The sequence below is a fragment of the Chryseobacterium sp. genome, from assembly GCF_019236175.1.
In the GTDB taxonomy this organism is placed as follows: domain Bacteria; phylum Bacteroidota; class Bacteroidia; order Flavobacteriales; family Weeksellaceae; genus Chryseobacterium.
The window spans coordinates 229,951-254,589 of record NZ_JAFAJM010000014.1 but is presented as its reverse complement, the minus strand read 5'-3'; the positions used below and the strand labels follow the sequence as shown (position 1 = coordinate 254,589).

The window sequence follows — 24,639 nt, the reverse complement described above, 5'->3', positions numbered from 1 at the left end:
GACCAGGGAAAACCATTTATGTATTGTAAATGTTTAAATTATTTTTATTATTTTTTTATATCTTTAGTGTTAACAGGTTGTATTTTGTTGATAATGATATAATGAAACCTGAAATAAAAATTAAAAGTCTAAAATTAATTATCTTTGCACAAAGAAATTTTTTTAAAATGACCATTAAGGAAAAACAGCAGGAAATAATTGAAGAATTTGCATTTCTTGACGACTGGGAGCAGAAATATGAATACATTATCGACCTTGGAAAAGAGCTGAAAGGGCTTTCTGAAGATAAAAAAACGGAAGAAAACCTGATTAAAGGCTGTCAGAGTAAAGTATGGATTGATGCTGAGTTTAAAGACGGAAAGCTTTTCTTTAATGCAGATTCTGACGGAATTTTACCCAAAGGAATTGTTTCACTTTTAGTAAGCATTTATAGCGGTCATTCTACACAGGAAATTCTGGATTCAGATTTTGAATTTATTTCAGAAATCGGGTTGCAGGAGTTTCTTTCTCCATCCAGAGCTAACGGTCTGATGGCGATGACCAAACAAATTAAATTTTACGCGGTTGCTTATCAACTGAAATCATAATTGTGACAAGAATTTTAGCATATCGTTTTTCTGCATTTGGAGATGTTGCCATGACTGTTCCTGTTTTCAGAGAGTTTTTGGAGCAGAATCCCGATGTGGAGATTGTCATGGTTTCCAGAAAGAATTTTGAAGCTCTGTTTGCGGGTATTCCGAATCTGATATTCAAAGGAATCGATCTGGATGATTATAAAGGAATTTTTGGCATAAGAAGACTGGGAAATGAATTAATCAGAACCTATAATCCGGATTTTGTTGCCAATCTTCATGATGTGATCAGAACAAAGATTCTGGACAAGATTTATAGAAGGAAAGGATTAAAGGTTTTTAAAATAGATAAAGGGAAAGAAGAAAAAGAGAATCTTACCAATGTATGGAATCTCAATAAAGTTCAGTTGAAAAAAACAGTAGAACGCTACGCTGATGTCTTCAGAGAAATGGGCTTCAATGTTGAACTTTCTCAAAAGCTAAGACCATTTTCAGGACCTAAATCAGGAATTGGTTTTGCTCCTTTTGCTCAGCATAAAGGGAAAATGCTTCCTTTGGAGAAGTCTTTCGAATTAGCCAGAATTCTGGCACAGAAGCATACCGTCTATTTTTTCGGAGGCGGCAAAAAAGAAACGGAAACCCTTGAGCAGTGGGAGAGTCAGATTCCAAATACCAAAAGTCTTTCGGGAAAGCTAAGCCTCACGGAAGAACTTAACAGGATTTCGGGATTAGAACTAATGATTTCAATGGATTCTGCCAATATGCACCTGGCCAGCCTTGTGGGAACGAGATGTATATCCATATGGGGGGCAACTCATCCTTATGCCGGGTTTTTAGGTTTCGGGCAAAGTGAAAATGATGTTATTCAGGTGAAAGATCTTACCTGCAGGCCCTGCTCTGTATTTGGAGACAAAGAATGTTACAGAGGAGACTGGGCCTGTCTTGAGGAGTTTGATATCCGGAAAGTTATTGAAAAAATCTAAGGAAATGGAACTTTCAGTCTGTATTCCCGTATTTAATTTTGATGTCCGTGAGCTGGTTTTTGATTTGAAAAAAGAAATTGAGACCTATGCTATTGATGCTGAAATCATCTTAATTGATGATGCTTCTAATGACTCTTATAAGCAGATCAATAATCAGCTTCAGGATGATGTTCAGAATTTCATTTTTCTCGAAAAAAATGCGGGACGTTCCAAAATTCGTAATCTTTTTTTAAAATATTCACAGGGAAAATATCTTCTTTTCCTGGATTGTGATGTTAAAATAGACAGCGGAAAATTCCTTCAGAGCTATTTATGTGAAATAAAAAAACAACCCGATCTGGAACTGATATACGGAAATTTTAAAATAGCTCATGAATACGCCTCTACACTTCGGAATAAATACTCGCTGGAAAGAGAGATCTTTTCAGGGGCCCGGTCTGCGGATTTTTCATTATTTAAAACCGTCAATTTTGTCATCAGAAGAACTGTTTTTGAAAAATTCCCTTTTAATGAAGAACTGACAGATTATGGCTATGAAGATTTTGTTTTTGCACAGCTTCTTGAACTGAATAAAGTAAAATTTTTAGCCATTAATAATCCCGTTATCCATTTTGATGATACCGGCAATGACGTTTTTTTAAAAAAGATCGAAATAGGGATGAAATCATTATGGAAGCTTTCAGAAAGACCGGAAAATAAGCCTTTCATAAGAAAAGTAAAGGTGTATAGGGTTGCGGTGAAATTAAAGCAATTAAAGCTGATTTGGCTATTCCTGTTTTTTTATGGAATATTTGAAAATAAAATTAAGAAAAACCTTCTTTCGGAAAATCCTGATATAAGGTATTTTGATTTTTATAAACTGGGCATTCTGGCCGGGAAAATGAATCAATAACCCTATCGGGGTATTGTATGCTCTATTGATTAATCTTCAATAGACTGAAAGGTATATGAAATAAAAAAATCTCTCAATTTCTTGAGAGATTTTTGTGGGTCCTGAGGGATTCGAACCCCCGACCCTCTGGGTGTAAACCAGATGCTCTGAACCAACTGAGCTAAGAACCCGAATTTTTTTGAAAGGTTTCGTTTCCTTTTCTGTGGGTCCTGAGGGATTCGAACCCCCGACCCTCTGGGTGTAAACCAGATGCTCTGAACCAACTGAGCTAAGAACCCTCTAGACTTGTTGTTGTTTCCTCGTTTAGAGTGGTGCAAATATACAACTTATTTGTGAATCTCCAAATTTTTTTCTAAAAATTCTCCAACAACAAAGTTGCTTCCGCCAATAAAAATCATTTCTTCATTTGTACATTGCTCTTTTGCAGAGAGATACGCTTCCTGGACGGAATTGAAAATTTTATAAAAAATTTTTGCCTCCCGAAGCAGATTTTCATAATCCTCAGGATGTCTTCCCCTGTTAATAGAAGGTTTTGCAAAATAAAACTCAGAATTTTCAGGAAGCAAATCCATGACTTCGTCTATTTTTTTATCATTCACAAATCCCAAAATGACATGCTTATGCCTGTCGATAGAGTTTAGTTGGGAAAAAACATATTCTAAACCGGCCTGATTGTGTCCCGTATCACAAATGGTAAGCGGGTGATTTGAAAACTCAAACCATCTTCCAATAAATCCTGTATTTTGATGAACATTGAGTAAGCCTTTTTCAAGTGCCTCATCTGAAATAAGAATACCCTGCTTTCTTAATTCTGCAACCATTGCCCATACTACCCGAATATTCTTCTTCTGATAATTTCCTTTTAAATCCGAAGAAAGGTCTGTATGAATCTGTGTGGCATCTATAAAAGGAGCATTTTCCTGTGTTGCTTTTGCTTTAATGATATTTTTTACCGCTTCATTTTCATCACCGGAAATAACGGGGATATTCTTTTTAACGATTCCTGCTTTTTCTCTTGCTATTTCTTCAATAGTATCTCCTAAAATATTCTGATGATCCAGCTGAACATTGGTAATCGCAGAAATTAAAGGCGTAATAATATTGGTAGAGTCCAGTCTTCCACCCAGACCTACCTCAATAATGGCAAAATCTACTCCCTGCTGAGCAAAATATTCAAAAGCCATGATCGTTGTAAATTCAAAAAAAGAAGGGCGGATGTCTTCAGGCAGCTGTTTAAGTTTCAGGATAAACTCAAAGACAAATTCTTTATTACAGTTTTCTCCGTTTACTTTAATACGTTCTGTAAAGTCAATAAGGTGTGGAGAATTATATAAACCTGTTTTATATCCCTCTTCCTGAAGCACAGAGGCCAGCATATTACTTGAAGATCCTTTTCCGTTGGTTCCTCCGATGTGGATGCATTTTATCTTTTCCTGAGGATTTCCAAAAAAGGCACAAAGCCTGGTAATATTATCAAGCCCGGGTTTGTAAGCTTTTTGTCCATCTATCTGATAGTTGGGCATCTGTACGAAAAGCCAGTCTATAGCTTCCTGATATTGTTCATTTGTCATGATACAAAATTCTCAAAAGTTTTATTAAAATGAAACATTTTTTTTCAATGTGTAACTTTTTTATATTTAGTTCGTCTAATAGGGAAAAATCTTAACATGAAAAAAATTTGGATTATCGTTTTTGGATTAGGTTATTTGGGATTAAATGCCCAAAAGAAATGGTCCTTAAAAGAATGTGTAAGCTATGCAGTGGAGCATAATCTTCAGGTTATCCAAAATCAATATAACAAACAGAATCAGGAATACAATCTTAAATCAGCCAAAAAAGAATATTTACCTTCCGTATCGGGGAGTATTACAAATGGAGTGAGTTTCGGACAGGGATCACTAGGAGCAGGAAGTTATAGAAATGACAGATTCAACAACAGCGTGGGGCTGGGAGCCGATATTTTGCTTTATAATAATGGAAGATTAGAAAAGAATATAAGAAAAGCTCAGTTTGATGTAGAAGCAAGCCAGTACGACATTGAAACCATTAAAAATGATATTTCTCTTCAGATTGCTCAACAATATCTTACAGCTCTTCTGAACAAAGAGATTGTTAAAATCTCTCAGAGTGCCGTAGAAAATGCTCAGAAACAGTATGACAGAGCTAAGATAACAACGCAGGTAGGAACAACCGCTCAGACAGTTCTTGCTGAGGCTGAAGCTGCGCTGGCGAGAGAAAAACAAAATCTTAAAACAGCAGAAGTAAATGTTGGACGTGCTTTGTTTGCCATTGCTCAGCTTTTACAACTGTCAGATTATAAGGGGTTTGATGTGGAAGATGTAAATGTTCCGGAAAAGCTTGAATTACAGCTTACCACCGCGGATGAAGTACTTGCAACGGCATATGAAATACAACCTCAGATAAAAGCGGCGGAAAGCAGAATAAGATCTGCAGAAGCACAAACTGAAGTAAGCAAAACAGCATTCTGGCCTACATTGACAGCTAGTGCTGGTCTTAACACTTTCTATAATAATCAGTTTAATGTTCTGCCGGGTGTTGTGCAGGGAGGTTTTTTTCAACAGTATAAAGATCAGTTTGGACAAAATGTAGGGATAACACTTAACGTTCCTATCTTCAATAAAGGAAAAACAAAATTACAGGTAGAACAATCTAAAATAAACGAAAGTCTTGCTAAAAATGCGTTGGAACAGCAGAAGCAAACGATAAGACAAAATATACAGAAAGCTCAGTTTGACGCTGATGCAAACTATGAAACTTACCTGGCAGCTGTAGAAGCGGAGAAGAGTTCGAAGTTGGCTCTTGATTTTGCGGATAAGAGCTATGCTGCAGGACGAACAACTATTTATGATGCTAATGTTGCAAGAAATAATTATGCAAATGCACAGGGATCGGTAGCACAGGCGAAATATAATTATCTTTTTAGTCTTAAGCTGTTGAATTTCTATGCAGGAATTCCATTAAGTTTGTAAGATGTCTATTCAATCATTAGAAAAATATTTACCAAAAAATACACTTAAATATTTAAGAATCTGGTTTTCAGATTATTTTATTCATATAAAAGTTACCCGAAACAGGAATTCTAAACTGGGAGATTATAGAAAGCTTCCGGATAATTCCCATGAAATTACAGTAAATTCCACCCTTACTCCCCAGCTGTTTTTCTTTGTGCTGACTCATGAACTGGCCCATTTAATTGCTTTTGAAAAATATGGAAGAAGGATCTCGCCACACGGAAACGAGTGGAAAGAAACTTTCAGAAATATGCTTCTTGAAAGTCTTGAAGTGTATGATGAAGACCTGAAGCCTATTATTGTGAAATTTTCAAAGTCACCCAAAGCAAATTTTATGGCGAGCCCGGATCTTGTTAGGTATTTTCATACTGAGAAACAAGATGATAGTCTTCAATTTATTGAACAGCTTAAGAAAGGAGAATTCTTTATCTATCGCAACGAAAAGTATTTATTAGAAGGTCTGGTTAAAAAGAACTATCTTTGTAAGAACCTGGCTACTGGGAGGAAGTATTCTTTCAAGCCTTTAGCAAGGGTAGAAAAATGTAGCTAAGAATGTTAAAATCAGATAGATACTGTGTGATAATGGCGGGAGGAATCGGTAGCCGGTTCTGGCCAATGAGTACACAAAAATTTCCAAAACAGTTTCAGGATATTTTAGGAGTTGGCCGTACTATGATTCAGCAGACTTATGACAGAATCAGTAAGATAATTCCTAAAGAACACATATTCGTTATTACGAATAAAGAATATGTTGCGCTTTCTCATCAGCAGCTTCCTGAGGTTCCTGAAGAGAACATTGTGGGAGAACCTCTGATGAAAAATACAGCGGCCTGCAATCTGTATATGGCTAATAAAATTGCTGAAATTAATCCTGATGCTACCATGATTGTTCTTCCGGCAGATCATCTGATTCTGAAGGAAGATGTATTTCTGGAAAAAGTGGAACTAGCCTTCGATCTGGCATCTAAACATGACTATCTGGTGACCTTGGGGATTACACCCACAAGACCTGATACCGGATACGGGTATATTCAGTTTGTAGAAAAGAAAGGATCGGAATACTTTAAGGTAAAGACATTTACCGAAAAACCTATTCTTGAAATTGCTCAGAGCTTCTTAGAAAGCGGAGACTTCCTCTGGAATGCAGGAATATTTATCTGGAATATAAAAAGCATCCACCATGCCTTTGAATTATATCTTCCTGAGATGATGCAGCACTTTATGGCCTGTGAATATAATTCTGAAAAAGAACACAGCTGCATAGAAACCATTTACCCTAAAGTACAGAAAATATCAATAGATAACGGAATTTTAGAAAAAGCAAAGAATGTATATGTTATTCCGTCTGATTTGGGCTGGAGTGATTTAGGCACCTGGACATCGGTATATGAGAATACTGAAAAAGATGAAAACGGGAATGCTGTAAAACTGAAACACTTGCTTACTTATAATTCTAACGGAAATATCATCCGTTTAAAAAATAATAATAAAGCGGTAATCATCGACGGGCTTGAAAATTATATTGTTGTAGATACGGATAAAGCTCTTCTGATCTGCCCGAGAGATAATGATCAGCTGATCAAAGATTATGTGCTTGATTTAAAGAGCTTCAAGAAAGGAGAGAAGTTTATGTAAATATTTTGGTATATTTTCTGCTGATTTTTGAGCTATGATAAAAGTTGCAACCCGATTTACAATGCTTACGTTTTTACTTCTGGGATTCTTAGGATACTCTCAGGAGAAAAAAAAGTTTTCAAGCATTCCGAATATTTTAAAGCAGATTGAACCTAATGATAAAACAGATTCATGGGTGCTGGTTTATAACAACTATGGAAAAGGGGAGGAAATAAAAACATCCGGCGGGAAGATAAACTATAGCCCTCAGTTTTCCGGATTCAATTTATTTCCTGATGAAGACAGCTTTTATTATATTGCTTATTCCAAAGCCGGAAAAATAGGCTATATAACCAATGCTGGAGAACTAAAAACGTTTGTAGGTAAAATAGACAATGCTCAGGAAGCAGCCGTGGTATTGGCAGCAGACGGATATATGGTAGATGAAGAGTTCAAGGATCTGGCAGGTAACTATCATGAAGATCAATCGAATTACTATCTTGATCTGGGTAAGGTAACCTCGAAAGAATGTCCTTATCAGAAAACTCACTATACGTTAACAATAAATAAGGCAACAGGAGCCGTAAGTCAGGTAAAAGATAACGGAACCTATATTGAGCTTTACAATAAAAAATGTGCTAATAACCCCCGTCTTTTAAAGATCGAGAAAAAAGAAGAACCAAAAGATGAGCCTAAAAAAACAACCAGACGCAGGTAAATTGTATGAAACAGAGCGATTAATCATTCGTCCCGTTTCTCTTGAAGACAAAGATTTGATTTTTGAACTTTACACTTCTCCAAAATTCATTCAGTATATAGGTGACCGTGGAATTAAGACGGTTGAAGACGCTGAAAACTATATCCAAAACAGATTCTTACCACAACTTGAAAGATTGAAATACGGGAACTATGTGCTCATTACAAAAGAAGGACATCAGAAAATAGGTGCGGTTGGGATATTTGAAAGAGAAGGATTGGATATTGTAGATATAGGCTATTCTCTCCTGGAAGAATTTGAAGGTAAAGGATATGCTTATGAAGGCGCTCAAAAGGTAAAATCTATTGGTATGGACGAATTTGGGCTTTCGAAAATATCGGCCATTATCTCAAAAGACAACCTTTCTTCACAAAAACTGATAGAGAAATTAGGACTGAAGTTTAAAAAATATGTTACACTTCCCGGTGAAACAGAAGAGCTCAACTATTACGAAACAGAATAAAGCCAAACACGATAAAAAATCCACAAAGTCTATTTGTGGATTTTTCTTTTTATTAGTATTAAAATTATCCTTCCAAGATCTGTTCAGCAGCTGTTTTTGAAGTTACTTTTTCAATAACTCTTGTGCAAATGCCGTTTTCATCAAAAATAAAGGTTGTTCTTACAATCCCCATATAGGTTTTCCCAAAAGTCTTTTTCTCTTGCCAAACCCCGAATTTTTCGATAATATCATGGTTTTCATCAGCAATAAGATCATATGGAAAAGCAAATTTACTGTGGAAATTTTTCTGTTTTTTTACAGAATCTCCGCTAATCCCCAATAACTGAAACCCCGCTTTTTTAAGCCGGGCATAATTGTCACTCAGATTACAGGCTTCCACAGTACATGTCGGAGTATTCGCTTGCGGATAAAAGAAAACAACCAGCTTTTTTCCGATTAATTTTGATGAGGTTACTGTTTTTTCGTCTTGATTGTGCCCTTCAAATTCAGGCAATTTGTCTCCAACTTTCAACATAATAAATTAATTTTGTTCAAATTTAAGGGTTACATGACAAAAAAACAAAGAGCTGAGCTCGTTCAGATAGAATTGGATAAGCTGTATCCTACAACACCCATTCCGCTGGATCATACGGATCCGTATACATTAATGGTAGCTGTAGCGCTTTCTGCGCAGACTACAGATAAAAAGGTGAATCAGGTAACGCCCGATCTCTTTGCTGTTGCAGGAACTCCACAAAGAATGGCAAAACTGGAAGAATTTGAAATCAAAGAGCTGATCAAAGAAATAGGGCTCTCCAATACCAAAGCTAAAAACCTGAAAAAAATGGCCGAGCTTTTATTAGAGAGACATGACGGTATTGTTCCGCAGACTTATGAAGAATTGGAAGCGCTTCCAGGGGTAGGGCATAAAACCGCCTCTGTAGTGATGAGTCAGGGATTTGGCTTTCCGGCTTTTCCGGTAGATACCCATATTCACCGTCTCATGACACAATGGAAGCTGACCTCAGGAAAAAATGTTGTAGAAACAGAACGCGACGCCAAAAAGCTGTTTCCTGAAGAGGTATGGAATAAGCTCCATCTTCAGATTATTTTCTACGGAAGAGAATATTCCCCGGCAAGAGGAAAAGGAGATAAAGATTTTATCACTAAAATGATGTTCGACAAGTAGAATCCTTGTTTTTATACCAGACAAAATTCCCCTTCTTTGAAGGGGAAGAGGTTTTGTGCGAAAAAAAGGCGGAGTAACTGAATCGTGATTACAGATCCAGCAGCCTTCTGTGGTAATTGATCTGCCCCAAATGATAGTCCAGATGGGCAAGAAGATGAATCAGGAAATAATCTGTGGTCATCTTGTCTTCAAAAACAACGAGCGGGTATTCTTTCTTCAGATCATCTTCAGATAGTTGAGAGAGTACCGTATCGATCATTGCAGCTGTGTCTTCAACTTTTGTGATAAGTTCGGCTCTCGGAATGTCTTTCAGTGAAAATTCAAGCTCTCTTTGTCTGATGTATCCTGTTTTCCCCAGCTCTGCTCCAATAAAATGACTGAGGTTTCCCACAAGGTGAAGACACAGATTTCCCGCGGAATTACTGATGTTTTTATCCGTTTTCCAGATGTTTTCTTCATTCTGATAGGATACTAGCTCCGTTTTCAGCTTATTTAAATCTCTGTTGTAAAGAGATTTCAGACTTTCTGTGATCATGGGTTTTATTTTATAGATGATTATTAAAATTTGCTAAGCTTAAAAAAGGTACTGTTTGTTGTTCAGTACCTTTTATTTGTCAAATAACTATTTTTGTTTTTGGGCCCAAAGCTCCATTTTTCTGTTCAGAACATCCAGAGGGAGGCATCCCTGGCTTAATACTTCATCATGGAAGCTTGCCAGATTAAACTTCGTTCCCAGTTCTTTCTGGTATTTTTCTCTGAGTTCACGGATTCGTAAAGAACCGATTTTATATCCTAAGGCCTGTCCCGGCATAGCCATATATCTTTCTACTTCTGCTGTAGCAGCTCCTTCGTCATAAGAGATATTGCTGAGGAAGTATTTAATGGCTTCCTCGCGGGTCATTTTTCCGGTATGAATTCCTGTATCTACTACCAGTCTCACTGCTCTCAGCATCTGATCACTTAAATAGCCCATTTTCTGATAAGGGTCTGTATAAAGTCCGAACTCAGGGCCTAATGTTTCACAATAATGAGCCCACCCTTCTCCATAGGCTCCAAACCATCCGAATCTCATGAATTTGGGGAGAGAAGTGTTTTCCTGCTGTAGGGAAACCTGATAATGATGTCCCGGAATAGCTTCGTGAAGAAAAAGGGATTCCATTCCTGAAGTTACATTGAATTTTGTAGGATCGGGAAGAGGAACGTAGAAAATTCCGGGTCTCTTACCGTCTGGTGTTCCGGGAATATATTCTGCACTTGCACTTGCTTCTCTGAATTTTTCCGTCTGTCTGATTTCAAACTTTGTTTTCGGGGTTACATTAAACATCGTTTTCAGCTTCGGGGTAATTTTAGTCAGAATAGCATTGAATCCGTTTAAAACATCTTTAGAAGTTTTGTAAGGCATTGCTTTAGGGTCGGTTTTCACAAACGTGATGAATTCTTCCAGTGTTCCTTTAAAGCCCACCTGTTGCTTTACTTTTTCCATTTCAGCACGAAGCATAGCCACCTGCTGCTGTCCGATTTTATTAATTTCTTCAGGAGATTTCTTGGTTGTTGTCCAGCTTTTTACATAGTACGTATAAATTTCATTCCCGTTAGGAAGGCTGTTGTAGCCATCGGTATCCCTCGCTTTTGGTAAATATTCTTTCTCAAGGAAAGTACCCATTTTGGTATAAGCAGGAATAATTTTTTTGATAATCGCTTCTTTATAAAGTTCTGAAAACTTATCTTTTTGATTCTGAGTAAAATTTTTCGGGAATTTTCTGATAGGCCCGTAAAAGATATTTTTTTCCATATCGGTTGTGATGATTTCCTCAGCTTTCAGCTGTGGAATCATTTTAACCACCAGTTTTTTAGGAAGAACAATTTTATTATTGATTCCCTCGCGGAAATTTTCTGCAGCCGCATTCATCCAGTCCGGAAACTTTTCCATTCTTTTCAGCCAGTCATTGTAATCTTTTTCTGTTTTGAAAGGCTGGCTTCCTTCACCGCTTCCGTACAGAGGAAAACTTAACGGAAGTCCCCCAAACTGAGTGAAAGGGATGTATTCCGGGTGATAGGCATATGCTTCGATTTTATCTTTTAAAGTATAGTCCAATACATCATACACCACTTTATTTTCATCGGAAAGACTTTTGTAGTCAACATGTTCCAGCTGTTTCTGTACTGAATTGTAAAAAGCAATTTCTCCTGAGATGAAATCTTTATCAATATTAATAGGAAGCTGGTCATTGTATCTTGTATCTCCCTGAGAAGTAGCATCTAAAGGGTATAATTTAAGATACTGTTCATAATAATTGGATGCAATAGAATCCAGATTGGTAGGGGTCACTTTTGTAAGAGGAGAATCAGATTTCCTGCACGAGGCAAGGCTGATCAGCAGTCCCAGACCTAAAATACTTTTTGATAAAATGTTTTTCATTTTCAGAATCTTTATAAAACAAAAGTAAGTATTATTAGAGGATTCAGACTCATCATCTGATTTGATTTTGAAAATTTATTTTCAAAATCCTTTTAACTTTGAATCAATTTTTTATCTTTGTCTAAAACGTTTAACAATCATATTATTACAGTTCTTTTTTAAGAAAAAATGAAAGGGATTTTAAAAATTTACCATCCGGACGAGACTTTAAAATACAATATCAGAAATACTTATTGTAAAGCAGTCTACAGCAACCAGCAACATTTTTTAGAGGTTGAAGTTATAACGGATGACAGTTTGGATCACGTAGATGATGATTCATTACAGTACAACTTTCCACAGCTTTCGCTGGAAGTTTTCGATTTTCCGATTGATTCTTCCGAAATAGAAGGCCAAACAATTAAAATCAGTGATTCTGATGAGGAAACTTATACGGAAGTAGATCTCTTCGATGATGAAGAGGCCTATATTTACGATAATGAGCTTCTTTTTGAGAAAAACGAAGACGGTGAGCTTCAGGTCATCTGGAAGGGAACCATCGACGATTTCTATACAGGGTCAGATACACCGATTCCTTTTAGGCTAAAATGTGAGTTTAAGCAAGATGATATTGAGGTAGACGAAGACTAAAAAAGTCGCTACTTATTCTTTTTATCTCAAATTTCTTTTCAAAATTTCTTTTGGAAAGAAATTTGCTGTTTATATTAAATAACATATTTTAAGTTGTTTTTAAGCAATTTTTAAGATATCAATTAATAATATTCCACTACATTTGTCGTTAAATTTTTATAAAAATTCACATTAATGCTGTTAACGGAACTTACTCAGATTTTATTTGCTCAAATCGCTACACCTGCAGTTGCTACAGACAATTTAGAATTTTCATTTTGGAAGATTATGTTCCACGGAGGAGCTTTCGCTAAAATAGTGATGGTAACCGTGTTGCTCCTGGGTGTATTTTCTCTATATCTGTTTTTTGAAAGATTTTTCTTTATTAAAAGGCTGACATCCAAGACGGATTCCAATTTTATGAATAATATTGAAGACTTTATTAAAGAAGGAAAGATAGAAGCAGCAGCAGATTACTGTAAGACACAAAATTCCCCGGAAGGGAGAATTCTTGAAAAAGGAATTTCAAGACTGGGACGTCCTGTTTCTGATATTGTAAGTGCAATGGAGGCACAGGCACAGGTGGAAGTTGCCAATATGGAAAAAAACCTTAACCTTTTGGCTGTAGTTCCAAGTATTGCCCCGATGTTAGGGCTTTTAGGGACGGTAATCGGGATGATTATTGCTTTCTTTAATTTATCACATGCTACAGGATCTTTTTCTCCTAAAACTCTTTCAGAAGGTATTTATACCGCTTTAGGGCAAACAGCTGTAGGTCTGGCAGTAGCTATTCCTGCAAACTTCTGTTATAACATCCTTTTGACAAGGATTGATAAGTTTGTGTTGAAAGCACAGAACATGTCCGGAGAATTTTTAGATCTTATCAATAAACCGTTATAATTTTCTTGCAATGAAAATTCAAAGAAGAAATAAAGCGAACCCGGAATTCAGTTTAGCAGCGATGACAGATGTTATCCTGTTGATGCTGATATTCTTTATGATCACCTCTTCGGCTGCCAATCAAAGTGCCATTGATGTGAATCTGCCGAAAGCCGGAGCTGTCGACGATAATATTCCGAATCCTTTAACGGTAAGTATTAAGCCGGATGGTTCATTTTATGTAGATGATAATCCTGCCAATAAAGGCGAACTGGAGCAGATTATTGTTGATAAACTGGCGAATCAGACCAATAAATCGTTCACGATCAGAGCTGATGAAAACACATTGCATAAAGATGTTGTTTTTGTGATGGAAATTGCTGAAAAACATAAATTTAATATTGCTATTGCAACAGTTAAAGATAAATAATACACCCGAATCACCGGAAAGAATTATTGTAAGATGAGAAGCTATACTGCCAATAAAAACGAGGAAAATAAAGACAGGGTAAAAAGCGCGTTGCTTTCTGTCCTTATCTGGGCTGCCGTTTTGCTTTTTGTTTTTTTATATAAATTAAAACCTGAACTGGATAAGGAACCGGAAATCGTGACAACAATGCTTGTGAATTTCGGAGACAACAGAAACGGAAAAGGGATTGAAGAGCCTGCAGAACAACCGGGAAGTCAGGCTGCTACAGAAGAGGTCACTCCTGAGCCTGCAGAAACGCCGGTTCCTGAAACTAAAACTGTTGTAAAACCAGAACCGGTACCCGTTCCTGTGCCCAAAAAAACAGAGGCTAAGGAAAAGATTATTACTGGAGATAAATCAAAAAATACGGTTCCTAAAAAAGAGGAATCAAAAAAAGTAGAAAAAAAGGAAGCCACCAGTACCAGTGCTTCCAAGAATACTAAAAAATCAGGAGCAGCCACGGCCAATTCCAAAACAGGAAATGGTGACGGAAAAGGAAATGCAGCCATCGGAAACCTGATTAAAGGAAGAGGCACAAAAGCCGGAAGCCAGGGAACAGGCGAAGGAATCGGCAACGCAGGAGATCCTTTAGGCGGAGACGGAAACGGAGATAGTAAAGTAGGAATTGACCGAAAACTGGTAGGATATATTCCGGGAACGATGGGAAGAGGAGGGGCTCAGCCTTCTCACAGTTGTACAGCCAGCGGATCTATCACCGTTGCCTATACGGTGGATAAAGCCGGAAATGTAGTTTCTGCAAGAAGAGCGGGAGGAATTTCAGACCCTTGTGTATCTTCCACCTCAGTTGCCTGGGTTAAGAAATATGTAAAAGCGGAGAAAGCCAATACATCTTCCACAGGAACTTATAAAATTACATTCTAACTTTTATTTCGGAGGAAAGAATCTACAGGTTTGCCCGAAAGCAACTGCTGTTATCATTATAAAGACTTTTCGGAGTTACTACAATAAGGTTAAAACACATCTATATAAAAAAGCACTTTATTCAAGTGCTTTTTTTAATTCATTAATTCTGTTGATAACCGGAAGGGCAAAAATACCGCTGGTCTGAAGATAGAGCTCGTAGAATGTCTTTGCTTTATTCTGGAAGTCTTTATTCTGTTCTTCTCTGCTCTTAAAGTAGAAAAGATTTCCCAGCATTTCATAATAATCTTTACGGTCTCTTTCCTGTCTTTCATTGACAAGAGCAATCATCTCTTCCGGAGTCATTGCTGCTACTTCTGTGAAATTCATCTTGAAAATGTCCCGCATCAGGGTATCAAAATCCAGTTCTTTTTGCATTAAACTTTCCTCGGGTTTGTCCAGAATCAGCTTTTCCAGGGCCTGGGAAAGCTGTCTGATAAGTCTTAACGTAAATTCTTTATCTGTTATCATAATGGTAATTTTGTTGATGGTCTGGGTTATGTGCTCCAGTTCAATTGGACGTATTTTATAAAGGTATTGATTTTTCCTCCTAAGAGTCTATATTGTTCTGATTTTTCTTTAAAATCTGGACTTAAACCCGGATAAAGGCATTGGTTTTTTGATAAGTGACAAACTGTTTCATCACAACTTGCCTGAGACTAAGTAAGAAACCTGATAAAATCACCTTTGTAATTTTTTATTCCATAGCCTTCTGTAATGTTTGTAACAACGGAATCGGCAAGTCGTCTCAACTGGCTACCCGATTTATATAATTCATAATCTGGCAGTTGGAGTGAAAGCGTATGTGCTTCAATAAACAGCTCAAAAGCAATATTATCAATATAGGTTTTTCGTAACTCATTAATGATAAAGAAACTAGTAACTATCTTAGGCAAAAAATAGATAGGCTAGCGCAATTGAGGTAATAACTCCTACCAAATCGGCCAGAAGCATGGCAATTACCGTGTATCTTGTATTCTTTACAGCTATGGCACCAAAATATACCGCAATCACATAAAACGTCGTATCTGAACTTCCCTGAAGGACGGCGGAAAGATGCCCCTGAAAACTGTCAGGGCCGAAAGTTTTCATCGTATCTACCATCATTCCTCTTGCTCCGGAGCCGGACAGGGGTTTGATCAGGGCGGTAGGAAGTCCGTCCACAAAACGGGGATCCAGATGGACTACATTAGCGAGCCATTTCATGCCGTCAATGATGACATCAAAAACACCTGAAGTTCTTAATAGAGAGATGGCTATCAGCATTCCTACCAGATAAGGAATAATTTTCACACAGGTAGTAAAGCCTTCTTTTGCTCCTTCAATAAAGGCATCAAAAACGTTAATTTTTTTATAGAGAGCTCCCAGTACAATAGCGAGGAAAATAAACAGTATAAGACCGTTACTCAGTACTTTGCTGAAATCATCCAGTTCATCTTTACTCAATTGTACAAGATAGAGTACAAGAAGGCCTATAATGGCTGAAATACCACCTACATATGCGATGACAACCGGACGCAGCAGATTGATTTTCTGATATAAAGATACAATGATCATCGCCGCAAGTGTGGCGGCAAAAGTAGCAATCATGCAGGGAAGGAATATGTCTGTGGGAGTTTTTGAACCCATGGATGCTCTGATTGCAATAATGGAAACCGGAATCAGGGTCATTCCTCCGGCATGTAAACAGAGAAACATGATCTGCGAATTGCTGGCTGTATCTTTGTTGGGATTTAGGCTCTGCAGGCTTTCCATTGCCTTCAGTCCAAACGGAGTGGCGGCATTATCAAGGCCTAACAGATTGGCGCTGAAATTCATCAGCATATGTCCGAAAGCCGGATGGTTTTTAGGAATATCGGGGAATAATTTTGAAAAAAACGGTTGTATAAAGCGGCTCAAAAGATTGATTCCGCCTGCTTTTTCGGCAATGCTCATAAAGCCCATAAACAACGTCATGATTCCAATCAGTCCCAGGCAGATTTTTACTGCTGTTTCGGAAGTCCCTATGACTCCGTCTGCTTCCTGCACGCGATAGACTTTAACTTCTTGTTGTAAGGAATCTGTTTTGTAGTGAATTCTGCTGTCCGCAAAATCATTTTTCTTCATCAGGTTGCCTCTGACAACAGGAGAGAGAGCATTCATCTTCTGAGATGCAATCTGTATCGTATCACCGCTTTTTCCAACGACCATATCATTGAAAATGGTTTTGTAGTTGTACGATGAAATATATTTTATACTGGCAATGGTAATGGCAATGATAATAAAAGCCGACCAAATTCTGCTGAGAACCATCTGATTGATTTAATTGTTTAAACTTATCAAAAATACTTTAAACCACAAAAGTCACAAAAGAATTAAACAACGAAGTTTATAGAAAGTTTCAGTCATGTGGCCGAAAAGAGCATTTAAGTTTTTTTAAAATATTTGATTTCAGCCTTTTGTATGCTGGGTTATTGTAATGCGAGGTTGGCTAAGATTTTATCTGGGAGTAAAAATTTTACGATCGCTGCGGCGTTAGTACTTAGCAGAGCTCATAAGGTAGAGATCCTTGCTGAACGAAGTGCCTTTGCGACCGGAAATATGCATAAGGATTTATGATCCCTTTGCGTATGAAACAAAAAAATTACTCTTCAAGATAAACCAGATGACCTTCAAAATCATCATCAAGACTTTTCAGGACCTTGGCTTCATCCATTTTTTTGATCAGACCGTCTACGAAGAAACTTTTCTCAAAAAACTGGCGATGAATTCCCGGAAGAAGTTCCATGAAATAATCCATTCCGAATTTGTTGTTGTGAAGATCCATTTTTGTTTCCAGAGGTTTATTGGGAAACAATTCTTCATGCATGTCAGTCATTCTTTTACAGAAATCAAGAGCCTTTTTAGGAGAAGATACCTTACAGCAGTACATCAGGATAAAACAACACCAGAGCGCATGTCTGAAGGCATTTCCTATTCCGTTATTAGATGCTGTTTCGGGAAATTTGGCCTGCGCGATGGTAAACGCCTTAACAGTGGCATGAAAACTGAGCAGGGCAAAAAGAGGATGGGGGAGAATAAGCGATAAAAGACGGATTATCTTTTTTAAACTCATACTCCGGATGGTGTTGAAAAATATCTTAAAAGTCCTCATAAATAAAAATCTCTCCCTAATTAGAGAGAGACTGTATTGTTTTTGTTACAGTGACTATGCTTTTACTGTTAATAAATTAACTGTTTTTGCAATAGTATTCTGAATTTCAGTTCTTTTTACAATGAAATCTACAAATCCTTTTTCCTGTAAGAATTCCGATGTCTGGAATCCTTCAGGTAAGTCTCTTCCGATGGTTTCACGGATTACTCTTGGCCCTGCAAATCCGATCAGAGCTCCCGGTTCTGCCATAATAATATCAGCGGTCATCGCAAAAGATGCTGTAATTCCTCCAAAAGTAGGGTCGCAAAGGTAAGCGATATATAAAAGTCCTGCTTCTGAAAGCTGGGCAAGCTTAGCCTGAACTTTAGCCAGCTGCATCAGAGAATAGGTAGCTTCCTGCATTCTTGCTCCTCCAGACTGACAGATGATCATGTAAGGAAGTTTATGTTTGATACAGTAATCTACTGCTCTTCTGATTTTTTCACCCATTACGGAACCTAAAGATCCACCGATAAAAGCAAAATCCATACATGAAACTACCATTTCAGTACCTTTTACCGTACCTACTGCATTTCTGATGGAGTCTGTAAGTTTTGTTTTAGCTTTTACTTCTTTTAAACGGTCTTTATAAGGTTTTGTATCCTTGAAGTTTAAGATATCAATACTTTCAACATTGGCATCCAGTTCGGTAAATTTACCTTCGTCAAAAAGGATGTCAAAAAATTCCGCACTTCCTATTCTTACATGAAATCCGTCTTCAGGAGAAACATAATTATTTCTCTTCAGTTCATCGTGTTCCACTACTTTTCCAGATGGAGTCTGATGCCAAAGGCCTTTGGGAACGTCCTTTTTTTCATCAGTAGAGGTAGTAATGTTTTTTGCTTTTCTTTTAAACCAGTCGAATGCCATTTTGTATTAGTATTAATGTACAAAGTATAATGTAAAATGTATAAAGAGGAGCCGTTTGATAAGCTGTACTTTATACATTTTAGTTTTTACAAATTTATTTTAAAGTATTTACGTTATTTAAATCTTCAAATGCCTGCACCAATCTTGTAGAGAATGTTTCCTCACCTTTTCTTACCCAAGCTCTTGGGTCATAGAATTTTTTGTTCGGTTTTTCTTCTCCTTCAGGGTTTCCGATTTGAGCTCTTAAATAATCAATATTATTCACCATATAATCTCTGATGCCTTCTGTATAGGCAAACTGAAGGTCAGTATCGATATTCATTTTAATGACTCCGTAGTCGATGGCTTCTCTGATCTCTTCTAAAGTAGATCCTGAACCACCATGGAATACAAAGTTGATCGGCTTAGCCGCCGTTCCGAATTTTTCCTGCACATATTTCTGTGAATTGTCAAGGATTTTCGGGGTAAGAACCACATTTCCTGGCTTGTAAACTCCGTGTACGTTACCGAATGCAGCTGCAATGGTAAAGTTGTCAGAAATAGCTTTTAACTTTTCATAAGTATAAGCTACATCTTCCGGCTGGGTATATAATTTAGAGTTGTCAACGTCTGAGTTGTCTACACCATCTTCTTCACCACCTGTCACTCCGATTTCCACTTCAAGGGTCATCTGAAGTTTTGCCATTCTTTCGAAATATTGAGCTGAAATCTCAAGGTTTTCTTCCAGAGGTTCTTCAGAAAGGTCCAACATGTGAGAAGAGTATAGTGATTTTCCTGTTTGCTTGAAAAACTCTTCGTTAGCATCCATTAATCCGTCGATCCAAGGAAGCAATTTCTTTGCACAGTGGTCTGTGTGAAGAATTACAGTTGCTCCGTAAGCTTCTGCAAGAGTGTGAATATGTTTTGCTCCTGCGATAGCTCCTAAGATTGCAGACTTTTGTCCGTCATTGCTTAATCCTTTCCCTGCATTGAAAGATGCTCCACCATTTGAAAACTGGATAATTACAGGAGAATTTAATTTCGCTGCAGTTTCCATTGTAGCGTTGATGTTGCTTGATCCAATTACGTTTACTGCAGGTAATGCAAATTTATTTTCTTTAGCATACTGAAAAATATCAGTAACTAACTGACCTGTGGCAACTCCTGCCGGAAAAATTCTGCTCATGTTTTACTTTTTATTATAAATTTATTAGGTGTTTTTATTTTCGTGTAAAGGTAATCATTTTTAGGAAATTACTAATTTCTTTTGTCTCTTCCCCAAAGTAGCTTCTGACGAATGGTTTCGTAGAAACTTAAATTATTAGGCTGTACCAGAAGAAGCTGAAAACTTGCCTTTTTAATGATGATTTCCTTGTCGGTTTCAATGTGGATGAGTCGGGAATCAAGAGAAAGGGAGTATTGGGGTACACGGCTTTCCACTCTGAATTTGATTTCTACTTTATCATTCACGACTAAAGGTCTCACATTCAGATTGTGAGGAGCGATAGGGGTGATGACAAAATTTTCGTTATTCGGGGAAATAATGGGTCCGCCACAACTCAGTGAATAGGCTGTAGAGCCGGTTGGTGTTGAGATGATCACTCCGTCTCCCCAGAATACATTCAGAAATTCATTATTGATGTAAGAGTCCACGGTAATCATCGAAGTAGTCTCCTTTCTGGAAACCGTCACATCGTTTAATGCATAAGGAAAAGAGCCTTCCAGATCCGGGGAAACAACTTCAATAACGGAACGGCGGCTGGTTTTTACATCTCCTTTTAAAATAGAATCCAGTTCTTTGAATGCTTCTTCTTTAGTAAAGAAAGCCAGAAAACCCAGTCTTCCGGTGTTTACCCCTACAACGGGGATTTCAAGGTCTTCAATAAAAGTCAATGAATTGACAATGGTTCCGTCTCCGCCAAAAGTGAAGAAAAGATCCACTTCTTTGTCTAAAAGGTCTTTTTTAGAGTTAAATGTCTCGAAGATTTTTGAAAACTGAAGTGCTTCAGCCATTTCATCATACAGAACGGATTTTACACCTCTGCTTTCAAGCTCAGAGATAAACTTGCTTAAATATAAAAAAGTATCAAGATCTTTTTTCTGAGAATATATGGCTGCCTTCATGTTATATTTCTATGAATTTTTGGAAAAAACCAAATCGGTCTTTAAACAGATCAGTTTTTTCATCAGAATAATATTTTTCAACAATTCTGTAATCGTATCGGTCAAAAGTTGAATCTATCGAGGCCAGATTTTCATTGCTGATCTTTATGGTAACGTGAATTACCTCATCAGACATAAAGCTTATAAATCCCCCATAAAATTTAGAATTATTGCTTTCTACAATATTGGCAATCTCCGTCATGGAATATTTTCTGGAAGGGGTTTCTATGGTAAGAATAGCTCCGGTTTCCGAAAATAACGGATAGCGGGAAAGATCCTGAAAAATATCTTCACAGGTAATATAACCCAGATATTTTTCCCCCTTATTGATTACCGGGATCACATTGCAGCTGAATGTATAAAATAAGCGGATGCTGTCCATAACATTATTGTCTTCCAGAATGGCAAAACGCTCAATCTGATGTTCAAGGTCTTTCAGCGTACCTTCACCTTCGTAGAGAAAGTCTTTGGCAATGGCTCCGTAAAAATGATGGGATTTTTTGATGAAAACATGGGAATATCCAAAATCTTCTAATGTATTTCTTGCTGACTCTATGGAATCAGAAAGGCTAAAACACGGGAAGTCTTTTGAGATATAGTCCTTGATAAACATTGTGCTAATTTATAAAAAATTAAATGAAACTTTTTCTGAAAAGCCTACTTTTTTTAAGATCTATCAAAAAAAGTGCCGTCAAAATTTGTTTGTATAGAAAAAAAAGGTACCTTTGTCGCCTTTCATTTTTACTTTTTATTAGATTTATTTCAAACTGCACTGTCTACTAAGGACATATGCAGTTTTTTTATTTTAGGGCTTTGGCGAATTCCCACATGACAATTCCTCCGCAAACACTTACATTCAGAGAATGCTTTGTTCCCAGTTGTGGAATTTCCAGGAAAACGTCAATATTAGGTAATGCTTCATCACTGATTCCCTCTACTTCATTTCCTAAAACCAGGGCATATTTTTTTGACGGATCAATAGTAAAATCCGTGATCATCCGGCTGTCGGTTGTCTGTTCAATCCCGATTACTTCATACGCTCTGCTTTTCAGATCAGCAATGGCTGTATTGATATCTTCCTCGTGAGACCAGTCTACACTTTCGGTTGCTCCCAATGCCGCTTTATGAATCTCACGGTGTGGCGGCTGCGGTGTAATTCCGCAAAGAATTATTTTTTCAATCAAAAAAGCGTCTGCCGTTCTGAATGCAGCTCCTACATTATGCATGCTTCTGACATTATCTAAAATGATAACCAGTGGAATTTTTTCAACCTTCTTGAATGTTTCGACATCAATCCTGTTAAGCTCTTCCAGTTTTAGTTTCTGTACCAATTGTATCTTATTTGTTGATATTAATTTTCAGTTTTACAGCCTATGTTCTTATTCCTTTAAGTAAGATCAGGCGGGTCACTGTATCGTAATTCAAAAATAGTAAAATAGTTTTTGGGGTTCAAAAATATGGGGAGAAAAAAACAATTTATCCTGTCTTTTTATTTTTTACCCATAATCTGATGAACATTTTTCTCAATATTTTGGGCAATGGTTTCCATGGGAATATCATTTTCATCATTGTTGAACGGATCCTCAATCTCTTCAGCAATCAGTTCAAGACTCATCAGAACATAATACACAAAAACGGTAAGCGGAATCATAAAAAGACCTATGGTAATGACATAAGCAATCGGAAGTGCAAATACGTAAAGAATGATAAACTTTTTGATGAATGAAGAATAGGAATAAGGAATCGGGGTGTTTTTGATTCTTTCACAACCGCCACATATTTCCAGAAAACCGGAAAGCTGAGTATCCAGATAAAGCATTTCAATCTCTGATATTTTCCCCTCTTTTTTGAGCTGGTGCAGTTTATGGCTTAAAAGAATAATGATTTCGCTGGGACCGTGATTTTTTAATGACTTTTCAATTTCAGAATAATCTTCATCCAAAGCGAGCCTTGTAGATTCTTTAGAAAGATGTTTGGCTAAAAAATGAGGAAAAAATTTTAAATATCTCGAGATCTGTTCCGCATCCTGCCTGTCATTTTCCAGGATGGTATTGATTTTTATCGCAAAGTTTCGGGTATCATTGACCAGTTTCCCCCAGAGCTTTCTTCCTTCCCACCATCTGTCATAAGCCGTATTCGTCCTGAAAACCAACAGTAGAGACAATACAAACCCCAGCAAAGAATGGATCATCCCGACATTGCTGATTCCTGATTTTGTCGTCAGATGCAGATATCCTACTTCTAAATATTGTATTCCCCAGGAGTATAAGCCTACAAGGATCATGCTCGGGAAAAGAATTTTTAAGGTATCACTTTTATGTAAACTGAAAAGGATTTTGATGAAATGTTTCGTATTGTAGACTCTCATACATGTGCTTAATAACACAAATATAATTTATTTTCATTTAGCACCGTTTTATGGGAACCCGTAAAATTTATTATGTAAACCCCTTTTATTTTGTTCAAAAAATAAATATGGGTTATTACAGAAAAGGACATTTTAAGAAAAACGGAACCTGGGTAAGCGGTCATTATGTGAATTCCCGTGGTAGAGGAAAAAGATATTCCGAACCGCAAGGTTGTGTCATCATTATTTTGGGTGGAATCATTTCATTCCTGCTGTATATATTGGGTTGATCTGTGTGTAATTGGAAAGGGGAGATATTTGCGTCATAAATAATCGCTTTTATCTGTTGTCTTGCTGTTTTTAAAAATTTTTACAAGTTTCAAAAAAACAGTATTTTTATTTCGCATTAAATACAAAATACATGATCCTCGTAAACGTAGATACAGTTAATGATATCAGTAAAGAAGATTTTCAGAAGAATTATTTTAAAAAGCAAAAGCCGCTTCTGATCAAGAATTTTGCCAGCCGGTGGGATGCCTTTGACCTTTGGAACCTGGCTTATATCCGTGAAAAAGCAGGTGATCAGGATGTTCCGTTATATGATAATAAACCAGCTGATGCTTCTAAAAGTTCGGATGCACCGGCAACTCATATGAAGATGAAGGATTATATCGATACGATAAAAAGCAGGCCCTCAGATCTGCGGATTTTTTTTTATATCATTACAGACAGGCTTCCTGAGCTGTTAAAAAACTTTACTTATCCTGATTTGGGAATAAAATTTTTTAAACGGCTTCCTACTTTATTTTTTGGAGGAAGCGAGGCACATGTGCTTATGCATTATGATGTAGATTTAGGGGATTTTATGCATATTCACTTTGAAGGCAAAAAGAGAATTTTGCTTTTTGATCAGAAACAATCTGCTTTTTTGTACAAAGTTCCGTTATCTGTCCATACGGTTTATGATCTGGATTATGAGCATCCTGACTATGAGAAGTTTCCGGCATTACAATATGCGAAAGGGTATGAGATTTTTATGGAACACGGGGATGCGCTTTTTATTCCCGGGGCCTTCTGGCATTTTAACCGATACCTTGAACCTGGGTTTTCTCTGTCATTGAGAGCTCTTCCAGATAAGCCGAAAGTATTTGCCAATATGTTGTATCATGTTTTTATCATGAGGTATACAGATAAGCTGATGCGTAAATTATTTAAAGCCAGATGGGTGAATTACAAGCAGAAGTGGGCACATAAGAAAAGTTCCGAAGCTTTGGAAAGACATTTGAAAACTGAGAAATAGATAAGCAGGAAGATGGGTGTTCTGTAGGGT

Annotated in this window: 29 protein-coding genes and 2 tRNA genes; 15 read left to right on the top strand and 16 right to left on the bottom strand. The window is 37.1% G+C overall.

The window, feature by feature from the left end:
- The first annotated feature begins 167 nt into the window (after positions 1-167).
- Genes JO178_RS12245 through JO178_RS12235 form a run of 3 tightly spaced genes read left to right on the top strand, consistent with a single transcriptional unit; the run spans position 168 to position 2,447 of the window.
- Entirely contained in the window at positions 168-587 is a 420-nt protein-coding gene (locus JO178_RS12245) for a SufE family protein (protein ID WP_291935913.1), read from the top strand.
- 2 nt (positions 588-589) lie between these two features.
- Positions 590-1,555 (top strand): glycosyltransferase family 9 protein, encoded by a 966-nt coding sequence (locus JO178_RS12240; protein ID WP_291935911.1) that lies wholly within the window; start codon positions 590-592, stop codon positions 1,553-1,555.
- A gap of 4 nt (positions 1,556-1,559) precedes the next feature.
- Positions 1,560-2,447, top strand: a complete 888-nt coding sequence (locus JO178_RS12235) for a glycosyltransferase (protein ID WP_291935908.1) — start codon at positions 1,560-1,562, stop codon at positions 2,445-2,447.
- Positions 2,448-2,542: 95 nt separating this feature from the next.
- On the opposite strand, the gene JO178_RS12230 is transcribed toward JO178_RS12235, so the two are convergent.
- The 3 genes from JO178_RS12230 to JO178_RS12220 all read right to left on the bottom strand — a co-directional run bounded on the left by JO178_RS12230 (position 2,543) and on the right by JO178_RS12220 (position 4,018).
- Positions 2,543-2,617, bottom strand: a tRNA-Val gene (locus tag JO178_RS12230).
- Positions 2,618-2,650: 33 nt separating this feature from the next.
- Positions 2,651-2,725, bottom strand: a tRNA-Val gene (locus JO178_RS12225).
- A 48-nt stretch (positions 2,726-2,773) separates the two neighbouring features.
- A complete protein-coding gene (locus JO178_RS12220; RefSeq protein WP_291935906.1) occupies positions 2,774-4,018 on the bottom strand; it encodes a folylpolyglutamate synthase/dihydrofolate synthase family protein in 1,245 nt (414 codons plus the stop codon).
- Between the two features lie 96 nt (positions 4,019-4,114).
- Here JO178_RS12220 and JO178_RS12215 point away from each other — a divergent pair, with 96 nt between their 5' ends.
- From JO178_RS12215 to JO178_RS12195, 5 genes are read left to right on the top strand one after another with little or no spacing between them, the layout of a single operon-like run.
- A complete protein-coding gene (locus JO178_RS12215; protein WP_291935903.1) occupies positions 4,115-5,437 on the top strand; it encodes a TolC family protein in 1,323 nt (440 codons plus the stop codon).
- Position 5,438: 1 nt separating this feature from the next.
- A complete protein-coding gene (locus tag JO178_RS12210; protein ID WP_291935896.1) occupies positions 5,439-6,029 on the top strand; it encodes a SprT-like domain-containing protein in 591 nt (196 codons plus the stop codon).
- 2 nt (positions 6,030-6,031) lie between these two features.
- The gene (locus JO178_RS12205; protein ID WP_291935892.1) at positions 6,032-7,114 is read left to right on the top strand and encodes a mannose-1-phosphate guanylyltransferase; all 1,083 of its coding nucleotides are present in this window, start codon (positions 6,032-6,034) and stop codon (positions 7,112-7,114) included.
- A 34-nt stretch (positions 7,115-7,148) separates the two neighbouring features.
- Entirely contained in the window at positions 7,149-7,811 is a 663-nt protein-coding gene (locus tag JO178_RS12200) for a hypothetical protein (protein WP_291935889.1), read from the top strand.
- Entirely contained in the window at positions 7,780-8,313 is a 534-nt protein-coding gene (locus tag JO178_RS12195) for a GNAT family N-acetyltransferase (protein ID WP_291935886.1), read from the top strand. Before JO178_RS12200 ends, JO178_RS12195 begins: the two co-directional genes overlap by 32 nt.
- A 64-nt stretch (positions 8,314-8,377) precedes the next feature.
- On the opposite strand, the gene bcp is transcribed toward JO178_RS12195, so the two are convergent.
- Entirely contained in the window at positions 8,378-8,827 is a 450-nt protein-coding gene (gene bcp, locus JO178_RS12190; RefSeq protein WP_291935883.1) for a thioredoxin-dependent thiol peroxidase, read from the bottom strand.
- A gap of 33 nt (positions 8,828-8,860) precedes the next feature.
- Here bcp and nth point away from each other — a divergent pair, with 33 nt between their 5' ends.
- Positions 8,861-9,481, top strand: a complete 621-nt coding sequence (gene nth / locus JO178_RS12185) for an endonuclease III (RefSeq protein WP_291935880.1) — start codon at positions 8,861-8,863, stop codon at positions 9,479-9,481.
- 88 nt (positions 9,482-9,569) lie between these two features.
- Here the strand turns inward: nth and JO178_RS12180 are convergent, their stop codons facing one another.
- Together JO178_RS12180 and JO178_RS12175 are read right to left on the bottom strand one after the other, a co-directional pair.
- The gene (locus tag JO178_RS12180; RefSeq protein ID WP_291935877.1) at positions 9,570-10,016 is read right to left on the bottom strand and encodes a DUF1572 family protein; all 447 of its coding nucleotides are present in this window, start codon (positions 10,014-10,016) and stop codon (positions 9,570-9,572) included.
- Between the two features lie 87 nt (positions 10,017-10,103).
- Positions 10,104-11,900 (bottom strand): DUF885 domain-containing protein, encoded by a 1,797-nt coding sequence (locus tag JO178_RS12175; RefSeq protein ID WP_291935874.1) that lies wholly within the window; start codon positions 11,898-11,900, stop codon positions 10,104-10,106.
- A gap of 168 nt (positions 11,901-12,068) precedes the next feature.
- Here JO178_RS12175 and JO178_RS12170 point away from each other — a divergent pair, with 168 nt between their 5' ends.
- The 4 genes from JO178_RS12170 (at position 12,069) to JO178_RS12155 (ending at position 14,739) form a co-directional block, all read left to right on the top strand.
- Entirely contained in the window at positions 12,069-12,530 is a 462-nt protein-coding gene (locus tag JO178_RS12170; protein ID WP_291935863.1) for a hypothetical protein, read from the top strand.
- Positions 12,531-12,704: 174 nt separating this feature from the next.
- Entirely contained in the window at positions 12,705-13,409 is a 705-nt protein-coding gene (locus tag JO178_RS12165) for a MotA/TolQ/ExbB proton channel family protein (protein ID WP_291935860.1), read from the top strand.
- A 10-nt stretch (positions 13,410-13,419) separates the two neighbouring features.
- A complete protein-coding gene (locus tag JO178_RS12160) occupies positions 13,420-13,818 on the top strand; it encodes a biopolymer transporter ExbD (RefSeq protein WP_291935856.1) in 399 nt (132 codons plus the stop codon).
- A gap of 33 nt (positions 13,819-13,851) precedes the next feature.
- On the top strand, positions 13,852-14,739 hold the full coding sequence (locus JO178_RS12155; protein ID WP_291935853.1) for a ferric siderophore ABC transporter substrate-binding protein: 888 nt from the start codon (positions 13,852-13,854) through the stop codon (positions 14,737-14,739).
- 117 nt (positions 14,740-14,856) lie between these two features.
- On the opposite strand, the gene JO178_RS12150 is transcribed toward JO178_RS12155, so the two are convergent.
- From JO178_RS12150 to JO178_RS12105, 10 genes are all read right to left on the bottom strand, one after another.
- Complete coding sequence (locus JO178_RS12150) at positions 14,857-15,249, bottom strand: hypothetical protein (RefSeq protein WP_291935850.1); 393 nt, start codon at positions 15,247-15,249, stop codon at positions 14,857-14,859.
- 188 nt (positions 15,250-15,437) lie between these two features.
- Positions 15,438-15,674 (bottom strand): four helix bundle protein, encoded by a 237-nt coding sequence (locus JO178_RS12145; RefSeq protein WP_291935846.1) that lies wholly within the window; start codon positions 15,672-15,674, stop codon positions 15,438-15,440.
- Positions 15,667-17,070, bottom strand: a complete 1,404-nt coding sequence (locus JO178_RS12140; RefSeq protein ID WP_291935843.1) for a spore maturation protein — start codon at positions 17,068-17,070, stop codon at positions 15,667-15,669. The genes JO178_RS12145 and JO178_RS12140 overlap by 8 nt, the downstream gene beginning before the upstream one ends.
- A 331-nt stretch (positions 17,071-17,401) precedes the next feature.
- A complete protein-coding gene (locus tag JO178_RS12135) occupies positions 17,402-17,911 on the bottom strand; it encodes a hypothetical protein (protein WP_291935841.1) in 510 nt (169 codons plus the stop codon).
- 54 nt (positions 17,912-17,965) lie between these two features.
- Positions 17,966-18,820 carry an acetyl-CoA carboxylase, carboxyltransferase subunit beta gene (accD, locus tag JO178_RS12130; RefSeq protein ID WP_291935838.1) on the bottom strand — a complete coding sequence of 285 codons (855 nt, stop codon included), beginning with the start codon at positions 18,818-18,820 and terminating at the stop codon, positions 17,966-17,968.
- 94 nt (positions 18,821-18,914) lie between these two features.
- Positions 18,915-19,985 (bottom strand): class II fructose-bisphosphate aldolase, encoded by a 1,071-nt coding sequence (fbaA, locus tag JO178_RS12125; protein WP_291935836.1) that lies wholly within the window; start codon positions 19,983-19,985, stop codon positions 18,915-18,917.
- Positions 19,986-20,056: 71 nt separating this feature from the next.
- The gene (locus tag JO178_RS12120; protein ID WP_291935833.1) at positions 20,057-20,923 is read right to left on the bottom strand and encodes an NAD kinase; all 867 of its coding nucleotides are present in this window, start codon (positions 20,921-20,923) and stop codon (positions 20,057-20,059) included.
- Between the two features lies 1 nt (position 20,924).
- Positions 20,925-21,575 carry a CBS domain-containing protein gene (locus tag JO178_RS12115; RefSeq protein ID WP_291935830.1) on the bottom strand — a complete coding sequence of 217 codons (651 nt, stop codon included), beginning with the start codon at positions 21,573-21,575 and terminating at the stop codon, positions 20,925-20,927.
- A 187-nt stretch (positions 21,576-21,762) separates the two neighbouring features.
- Positions 21,763-22,293 carry an RNA methyltransferase gene (locus tag JO178_RS12110; protein WP_291935827.1) on the bottom strand — a complete coding sequence of 177 codons (531 nt, stop codon included), beginning with the start codon at positions 22,291-22,293 and terminating at the stop codon, positions 21,763-21,765.
- Between the two features lie 158 nt (positions 22,294-22,451).
- Entirely contained in the window at positions 22,452-23,330 is an 879-nt protein-coding gene (locus JO178_RS12105) for a bestrophin family ion channel (protein WP_291935824.1), read from the bottom strand.
- A 107-nt stretch (positions 23,331-23,437) separates the two neighbouring features.
- Here JO178_RS12105 and JO178_RS12100 point away from each other — a divergent pair, with 107 nt between their 5' ends.
- Both JO178_RS12100 and JO178_RS12095 read left to right on the top strand, forming a co-directional pair.
- The gene (locus JO178_RS12100; RefSeq protein ID WP_291935823.1) at positions 23,438-23,599 is read left to right on the top strand and encodes a hypothetical protein; all 162 of its coding nucleotides are present in this window, start codon (positions 23,438-23,440) and stop codon (positions 23,597-23,599) included.
- Between the two features lie 131 nt (positions 23,600-23,730).
- Positions 23,731-24,609 (top strand): cupin-like domain-containing protein, encoded by an 879-nt coding sequence (locus tag JO178_RS12095; RefSeq protein WP_291935820.1) that lies wholly within the window; start codon positions 23,731-23,733, stop codon positions 24,607-24,609.
- Positions 24,610-24,639 lie beyond the last annotated feature (30 nt).

Excerpts from the sequence above, each read along its gene's own strand:
- JO178_RS12160 (WP_291935856.1), top strand. The coding sequence starts at position 13,420 with ATGAAAATTCAAAGAAGAAATAAAGCGAACCCGGAATTCAGTTTAGCA.
- JO178_RS12235 (WP_291935908.1), top strand. The coding sequence starts at position 1,560 with ATGGAACTTTCAGTCTGTATTCCCGTATTTAATTTTGATGTCCGTGAG.
- JO178_RS12245 (WP_291935913.1), top strand. The coding sequence starts at position 168 with ATGACCATTAAGGAAAAACAGCAGGAAATAATTGAAGAATTTGCATTT.
- JO178_RS12215 (WP_291935903.1), top strand. The coding sequence starts at position 4,115 with ATGAAAAAAATTTGGATTATCGTTTTTGGATTAGGTTATTTGGGATTA.
- accD (WP_291935838.1), bottom strand. The coding sequence starts at position 18,820 with ATGGCATTCGACTGGTTTAAAAGAAAAGCAAAAAACATTACTACCTCT.
- bcp (WP_291935883.1), bottom strand. The coding sequence starts at position 8,827 with ATGTTGAAAGTTGGAGACAAATTGCCTGAATTTGAAGGGCACAATCAA.
- JO178_RS12220 (WP_291935906.1), bottom strand. The coding sequence starts at position 4,018 with ATGACAAATGAACAATATCAGGAAGCTATAGACTGGCTTTTCGTACAG.
- fbaA (WP_291935836.1), bottom strand. The coding sequence starts at position 19,985 with ATGAGCAGAATTTTTCCGGCAGGAGTTGCCACAGGTCAGTTAGTTACT.
- JO178_RS12195 (WP_291935886.1), top strand. The coding sequence starts at position 7,780 with ATGAGCCTAAAAAAACAACCAGACGCAGGTAAATTGTATGAAACAGAG.
- JO178_RS12165 (WP_291935860.1), top strand. The coding sequence starts at position 12,705 with ATGCTGTTAACGGAACTTACTCAGATTTTATTTGCTCAAATCGCTACA.
- JO178_RS12205 (WP_291935892.1), top strand. The coding sequence starts at position 6,032 with ATGTTAAAATCAGATAGATACTGTGTGATAATGGCGGGAGGAATCGGT.
- JO178_RS12175 (WP_291935874.1), bottom strand. The coding sequence starts at position 11,900 with ATGAAAAACATTTTATCAAAAAGTATTTTAGGTCTGGGACTGCTGATC.
- JO178_RS12095 (WP_291935820.1), top strand. The coding sequence starts at position 23,731 with ATGATCCTCGTAAACGTAGATACAGTTAATGATATCAGTAAAGAAGAT.
- JO178_RS12155 (WP_291935853.1), top strand. The coding sequence starts at position 13,852 with ATGAGAAGCTATACTGCCAATAAAAACGAGGAAAATAAAGACAGGGTA.
- JO178_RS12100 (WP_291935823.1), top strand. The coding sequence starts at position 23,438 with ATGGGTTATTACAGAAAAGGACATTTTAAGAAAAACGGAACCTGGGTA.
- JO178_RS12140 (WP_291935843.1), bottom strand. The coding sequence starts at position 17,070 with ATGGTTCTCAGCAGAATTTGGTCGGCTTTTATTATCATTGCCATTACC.
- JO178_RS12105 (WP_291935824.1), bottom strand. The coding sequence starts at position 23,330 with ATGAGAGTCTACAATACGAAACATTTCATCAAAATCCTTTTCAGTTTA.
- JO178_RS12150 (WP_291935850.1), bottom strand. The coding sequence starts at position 15,249 with ATGATAACAGATAAAGAATTTACGTTAAGACTTATCAGACAGCTTTCC.
- JO178_RS12170 (WP_291935863.1), top strand. The coding sequence starts at position 12,069 with ATGAAAGGGATTTTAAAAATTTACCATCCGGACGAGACTTTAAAATAC.
- JO178_RS12210 (WP_291935896.1), top strand. The coding sequence starts at position 5,439 with ATGTCTATTCAATCATTAGAAAAATATTTACCAAAAAATACACTTAAA.
- JO178_RS12115 (WP_291935830.1), bottom strand. The coding sequence starts at position 21,575 with ATGTTTATCAAGGACTATATCTCAAAAGACTTCCCGTGTTTTAGCCTT.
- JO178_RS12135 (WP_291935841.1), bottom strand. The coding sequence starts at position 17,911 with ATGAGGACTTTTAAGATATTTTTCAACACCATCCGGAGTATGAGTTTA.
- nth (WP_291935880.1), top strand. The coding sequence starts at position 8,861 with ATGACAAAAAAACAAAGAGCTGAGCTCGTTCAGATAGAATTGGATAAG.
- JO178_RS12180 (WP_291935877.1), bottom strand. The coding sequence starts at position 10,016 with ATGATCACAGAAAGTCTGAAATCTCTTTACAACAGAGATTTAAATAAG.
- JO178_RS12200 (WP_291935889.1), top strand. The coding sequence starts at position 7,149 with ATGATAAAAGTTGCAACCCGATTTACAATGCTTACGTTTTTACTTCTG.
- JO178_RS12120 (WP_291935833.1), bottom strand. The coding sequence starts at position 20,923 with ATGAAGGCAGCCATATATTCTCAGAAAAAAGATCTTGATACTTTTTTA.